We start from the raw sequence: 5,278 nt of genomic DNA, 5'->3' as shown, positions 1-5,278 counted from the left end.
GTCCCCGCCGCAAAAGCGCCCTGATCCCGGCCGATACGGACCGGCAGGCGGAACCTTGCTTTTGCGAGGGATTATGCCGCGCGAGAGCGGCAAACTGCCACATTTTGGAACAGGTACAGTGATGCGCAGCTCGAAGACCAGCGGTTCGATGGTTGAAGACCCCCGGCAGGGGCTCTGGCGGGCGTTGAAATTGTCCGCTGTCGCGCTCGGCATCGGTCTCGTCATGTCGGCTGGCGCCGCCCGCGCCGGTGACGACGGCGAGGACGACGACGACATGACCTTCGAAGAGAAGCTCATCGACAATCTGATGTCGGGCATCGGCGCCAAGAGCATGGAGAAGAAGGGTATCGAATACCGCGAGCGGTCGCCGCTGGTGGTGCCGCCCAAGCTCGACCTGCCGCCGCCCGCCGGCGTTGAAGCCAAGAACGCGCCGAACTGGCCGAAGGACCCTGACGAGAGACGCCGCAAGGAGGCCATCGCGCAGCGGAAGAAGGCCGTCAAGGCCACGGAGAGCTGGCAGGCAGGCCGGGCGTTGTCGCCCGCCGAGATGGAGGTCGGCAGGACAGCCGCACCCGAGCGCACGAGCAATGATCCTATTCAGCCGGGCACCAACGGCAATCCGTCGCTCAGCCCGGCCCAGCTCGGTTTCACCGGCGGTCTGTGGGGCATGATGTCGAACAACAAAGGCGAGGCCAAGCAATTCACGACCGAGCCGCCGCGCCAGTCACTGGTCGAGCCGCCGCCCGGCTACCAGACGCCGTCTCCGAGCTACGCCTATGGCGCCGGAGAGGACAAGACACGGCGGACCTATTTCGACATCATGTCCGGCAAGGACAAGGAACAATAGCGCTCCTGTCCCTTCGCGATATCCCGACACAGACCCGGTCCCGCGCCGGCGGCTCGTGCGCGCCGGACGCGGTCTTTAATTGCTTATCAGTAACTTGCGCCCGAGTTGAGTTCTCTGCTTCGTGACGCGAAGCGTTTGCCGCACGGTGTACCATGCCGTGCCTCCGAGCCGGACATCCGGGCTCGGCCTTTCATAAGGATCATGATGTCCTCTTACCGATCGGCTGCCCGCCTCCTTGCCGCGCTGCTTTCGACGAGTGTCCTCACGGCCGGCGCATCCCTTGCGCAGACCACGGTGACATCGGCTCCGCCCGCCAGCTTCACGCTCGGAAACGGCATGCAGGTCGTGGTGATTCCGGACCATCGCACGCCCGTCGTCACGGAAATGATCTGGTACAAGGTCGGCTCGGCGGACGAGACGCCGGGCAAGTCCGGGCTCGCGCACTTCCTCGAGCACCTGATGTTCAAGGGCACATCGAAGCATCCGGTCGGCGAATTCTCCCAGACCGTACTCCGCGTCGGCGGCAACGAGAACGCCTCGACTTCGGTCGACTACACCAACTACTACCAGCGCGTGCCGCGCGAGCAGTTGCCGACCATGATGGAATTCGAGGCCGACCGCATGACCGGCCTGATCCTCAAGGACGAGAACGTGTTGCCCGAGCGTGACGTCGTGCTCGAAGAATACAACATGCGCGTCGCCAACAATCCGGACGCGCGGCTGAACGAGCAGATCATGGCCGCGCTCTATCTCAACCATCCCTACGGCCGGCCGGTGATCGGCTGGCACCAGGAGATCGAGAAGCTCGATCGCGAGGATGCGCTCGCCTTCTACCGCCGCTTCTATGCGCCGAACAACGCGATCCTGGTGATCGCCGGCGACGTCGAGCCCGCCGACATCCGCCCGCTGGTCGAGCGCAGTTTCGGCGCCATCCCGGCGCAGCCCGCGATCCCGGCGCGCCGCGTCCGCCCGCAGGAGCCGGAACCCGCGGCGCCGCGCACCGTGACCCTGGCCGATCCGCGCGTCGAGCAACCCGGCTTGCGACGCTATTACCTAGTGCCCTCGGCGACCACGGCTGCGGCCGGCGAAAGCGCGGCCCTCGACGTGCTGGCGCAGCTGATGGGCAGCGGCAGCAATTCCTATCTCTACCGCGCGCTCGTGGTGGACAAGCCGCTCGCGGTCTCCGCCAGCGCCAGCTATTCGAGCATCTCGCTCGACCCGACCCAGTTCGCGATCTCGGCTTCGCCCAAATCCGGGGTCAGCTTCGCCGAGGTCGAGCAGGTGGTCGACGGCGTCATTGCCGACATCGCGCAGAATCCGATCCGCGCCGAGGATCTCGAGCGGGTCAAGACCCAGCTCATCGCCGAGGCGATCTACGCCCAGGACAACCAGGCGGTGCTGGCGCGCTGGTATGGCGGCGCACTGACCACGGGCCTGTCGATCGAGGACATCCGGAGCTGGCCAGATCGCATCCGCGCCGTCACCGCCGAGCAGGTCCGCACCGTCGCGCAGAAATGGCTCGAGAAGAAGCGCTCGGTGACGGGCTATCTGATCAAAGACACCGCGACCACCAAGCGCGAGGAGAAGCGTTCGTGACCTATCCCTTCCTTCGACGCGTTGCATTCTCCTTTGCCACCGGCGCGGCACTCGCGCTCGCTACCGTCTCGCCGTCACAGGCGGCGGCGAAGATCCAGCATTTGACCTCGCCGGGCGGCATCGAGGCCTGGTTCGTGCAGGATGCGACCGTGCCGCTGATCGCCATGGAATATTCCTTTGCCGGCGGTTCGGCCCAGGATCCCAAGGACAAATCGGGCGTCGCCAATCTGGTCGGCGATCTCCTCGACGAAGGCTCCGGCGATCTCGATTCCAAGACCTTCCATGAGCGGCTCGATCGCCGTGCCATCGAGCTCTCTTTCAGCGCCACCCGCGACACGTTCCGCGGCAGCCTGCGCATGCTGCGCGACAACAAGGACGAGGCCTTCGACCTGCTGCGGAGCGCGCTGACCTCGCCGCATTTCGAAACTGCCGACGTCGAACGCATTCGCTCGCAGGTGATCTCGGGCCTGCGCCGCGAGACAACCAACCCGACCTCGCTCGCGAGCCGCAAATTCCTGGAGGTTGCCTTTGGCGATCATCCCTACAGTCGGCAGTCCAACGGCAACCTCGACAGCGTTCCGACCATTACGGTTGCCGACATGAAGGATTATGTCGGCCGCGTGCTCGCCAAGGACACGCTCAAGATCGCGGTGGTTGGCGACGTGGATCCCGATACGCTCGGCAAGCTGCTCGACCACACATTTGGTAGCCTGCCGGCCAAGGCCAATCTCGTGCCCGTCCCCGACGTCGAGGCCGCCAAGCCGCCGCAACGCGCCTTCGTGACGCTCGACGTGCCCCAGACCGTGATCACCTTCGGCGGTCCCGGGGTGAAGCGCAGCGATCCGAACTTCATGGCGGCCTATGTCGTCAACCACATCCTCGGCGGCGGCGGGTTGTCCTCGCGGCTCTATCGCGAGGTGCGCGAGAAGCGCGGGCTCGCCTATTCGGTGTTCGAATCGCTGCTTTGGATGGAGCATTCGGCGGTTTTCATCGGCAATACCGGCACCCGCGCCGACCGTGCCGGCGACACCATCGATGCCATCGACAAGGAGGTGCGCCGGATCGCCGAGGAAGGCCCGACGCAGAAGGAGCTCGACGAGGCCAAATCCTACCTCAAGGGCTCGCAGATGCTGGCGCTCGACACCTCCTCGAAGCTCGCGCAGGCGCTGCTGCAATATCAGCAGGACAAGCTGCCGATCGACTATATCGAGAAGCGCAACGCCGTCGTGGATGCGGTCACCATGGACGACGCCAAGGCGGCCGCAAGGCGCCTCTGGGGCCAGGGCCTCCTGACCGTCGTCGTCGGCCGCGCTCCGCAGGCCGCGGCGCAACCGGCAGCCGCACCGGTGACGAAGTCGAACTGACGTCTTCCATACGCTTCCTGAAATGGCCGGGCTCGCCCGGCCATTTGCATTTGGGCGCCATTGCCGATCCTAGGCGTCCGGGATATGTCCGGGCATCACGAATGGTGCCATCATGCTGCGGATATCCCGCGATCTCGTCATCGACGAGGACGACATCGAGATCGGCTTTGTCCGCGCCTCCGGCCCGGGCGGGCAGAACGTCAACAAGGTCGCGACCTCGGCGCAATTGCGCTTCGACACCCGCAAACTGACGCTGCCGGAGGATGCCGCGCTGCGCCTTGCCCGGCTCGCAGGGCAACGCATGACCAAGGACGGCGTCATCGTGATCCAGGCCCAACGCTTCCGCACCCAGGAGCGCAACCGCCAGGACGCCATCGACCGGCTTACGGAGATGCTCGGCGAAGCCATGATCCGGCCGAAGCCGCGGCGCGCGACCAAGCCGACCTTTGGCTCCAAGCAGCGCCGGCTCGAGGGCAAGAAGCGCCGCAGCGACATCAAGTCGAAGCGCGGGCGCGGTTTCGACGACTAGCAGAGACTGCAAAAGAACTCCGGCCGCAGGGCGACCGGAGTTCTGCCGTCTCACTCCGTTGGCTAGTAGCGCTTGCCCGTGGCTGCACCGCCCGTCGCGGAATCGTCGGCGGTCCCTTTGTGTGCAGCACTGCCCGTGGTGCCAACCGTGCCCCTGGTGCCCTTCGTCGGCTTCATGCCCGTCGTCTCGCCCGCCGCGCCCGGCTGGGCGCTCATCTCCTCGTCGCCGCTGCCCATTGTGCTGCCTTGCATGGGTTTGCTTTGCACGGTGCCGCTAGGCCTCGCGCCAGGCGACGTACCTTGCGCGAGAACCGGTGTCACAATGAGAGCCGAGACGGCGCATGCGATTGCGGAGGTCTTCACCAACTTCATCCATTTCTCCTGGATTTTCGCGATGATCGGTTCGGCGGCTTGATGCGCCGTCCGTCTGAGCCGAACCAGTCCATCGCGTTACGAGCTCGAACGGCGCGACCGCAATGCAACCTGTCTCGTGTGGTGATCGTTTAGGGATTTGACGGCGGTTTCGCGGAATTGTCCTCCGCATATACGGCAGCGCGGAACAACGCACCCGCGTGCACCTCCGCACGCAGCGAAACAGCCCGCTACTACCACCGCATGTTTTGCCGCGCCTAGAGTTTGCGCACGCTGAATTGACGTCGACGGGCGGACTTTTGACGATGCGCGCGATCGTGCTGGGATTGTGCACCGCGGTGGTGCTGGTGGTGCGGGTGGCCGAGGCGCAGATGCCCTTGCCGGCTGCAAAGCCGCCGGATGGCGCAACACTGTTCAAGCAGCAATGCGCGGTGTGCCACACCACGAACCTGTCAGAACCGGTGCGGCAGGGTCCGCCGCTGGTCGGGATCGTCGGGCGGCCCGCCGGCAAGGTCGAAGGCTTTCACTATTCAGAGCCCCTCGCAAAAGCAGCCTTCGCCTGGGACGAGAC

The 5,278-nt window shown here is 65.3% G+C and carries 6 protein-coding genes; 5 read left to right on the top strand and 1 reads right to left on the bottom strand.

Annotated elements, in window-relative coordinates; translation table 11 throughout:
* Positions 1-121: 121 nt before the first annotated feature.
* The 4 genes from IVB13_RS13825 to arfB all read left to right on the top strand — a co-directional run bounded on the left by IVB13_RS13825 (position 122) and on the right by arfB (position 4,336).
* A complete protein-coding gene (locus IVB13_RS13825; RefSeq protein ID WP_085383811.1) occupies positions 122-847 on the top strand; it encodes a hypothetical protein in 726 nt (241 codons plus the stop codon).
* A gap of 201 nt (positions 848-1,048) precedes the next feature.
* Positions 1,049-2,443, top strand: coding sequence for a pitrilysin family protein (locus IVB13_RS13820; RefSeq protein ID WP_247489219.1), 1,395 nt, complete (start codon positions 1,049-1,051; stop codon positions 2,441-2,443).
* Entirely contained in the window at positions 2,440-3,807 is a 1,368-nt protein-coding gene (locus IVB13_RS13815) for a pitrilysin family protein (protein ID WP_247489216.1), read from the top strand. The genes IVB13_RS13820 and IVB13_RS13815 overlap by 4 nt, the downstream gene beginning before the upstream one ends.
* Positions 3,808-3,919: 112 nt before the next feature.
* Entirely contained in the window at positions 3,920-4,336 is a 417-nt protein-coding gene (gene arfB, locus IVB13_RS13810) for an alternative ribosome rescue aminoacyl-tRNA hydrolase ArfB (protein WP_027520399.1), read from the top strand.
* Positions 4,337-4,398: 62 nt separating this feature from the next.
* Here the strand turns inward: arfB and IVB13_RS13805 are convergent, their stop codons facing one another.
* Positions 4,399-4,587: a hypothetical protein gene (locus IVB13_RS13805; RefSeq protein WP_240544164.1), complete on the bottom strand. Its 189-nt coding sequence runs from the start codon at positions 4,585-4,587 to the stop codon at positions 4,399-4,401.
* 425 nt (positions 4,588-5,012) lie between these two features.
* Between IVB13_RS13805 and IVB13_RS13800 the strand changes: the two genes are divergently transcribed.
* The coding region (locus tag IVB13_RS13800) for a c-type cytochrome (protein ID WP_247489214.1) at positions 5,013-5,278 on the top strand (266 nt) is incomplete at its 3' end.

The organism is Bradyrhizobium sp. 17 (assembly GCF_023073515.1).
In the GTDB taxonomy this organism is placed as follows: Bacteria; Pseudomonadota; Alphaproteobacteria; order Rhizobiales; family Xanthobacteraceae; genus Bradyrhizobium; species Bradyrhizobium canariense_D.
The sequence above is the reverse complement of the archived record's forward strand: the minus strand, read 5'-3'. Positions and strand labels throughout refer to the sequence as shown.

Bases quoted from the DNA above. Each gene is read 5' to 3' on its own strand.
- IVB13_RS13820 (WP_247489219.1), top strand. From the start codon at position 1,049: ATGATGTCCTCTTACCGATCGGCTGCCCGCCTCCTTGCCGCGCTGCTT.
- IVB13_RS13825 (WP_085383811.1), top strand. From the start codon at position 122: ATGCGCAGCTCGAAGACCAGCGGTTCGATGGTTGAAGACCCCCGGCAG.
- arfB (WP_027520399.1), top strand. From the start codon at position 3,920: ATGCTGCGGATATCCCGCGATCTCGTCATCGACGAGGACGACATCGAG.
- IVB13_RS13805 (WP_240544164.1), bottom strand. From the start codon at position 4,587: ATGCAAGGCAGCACAATGGGCAGCGGCGACGAGGAGATGAGCGCCCAG.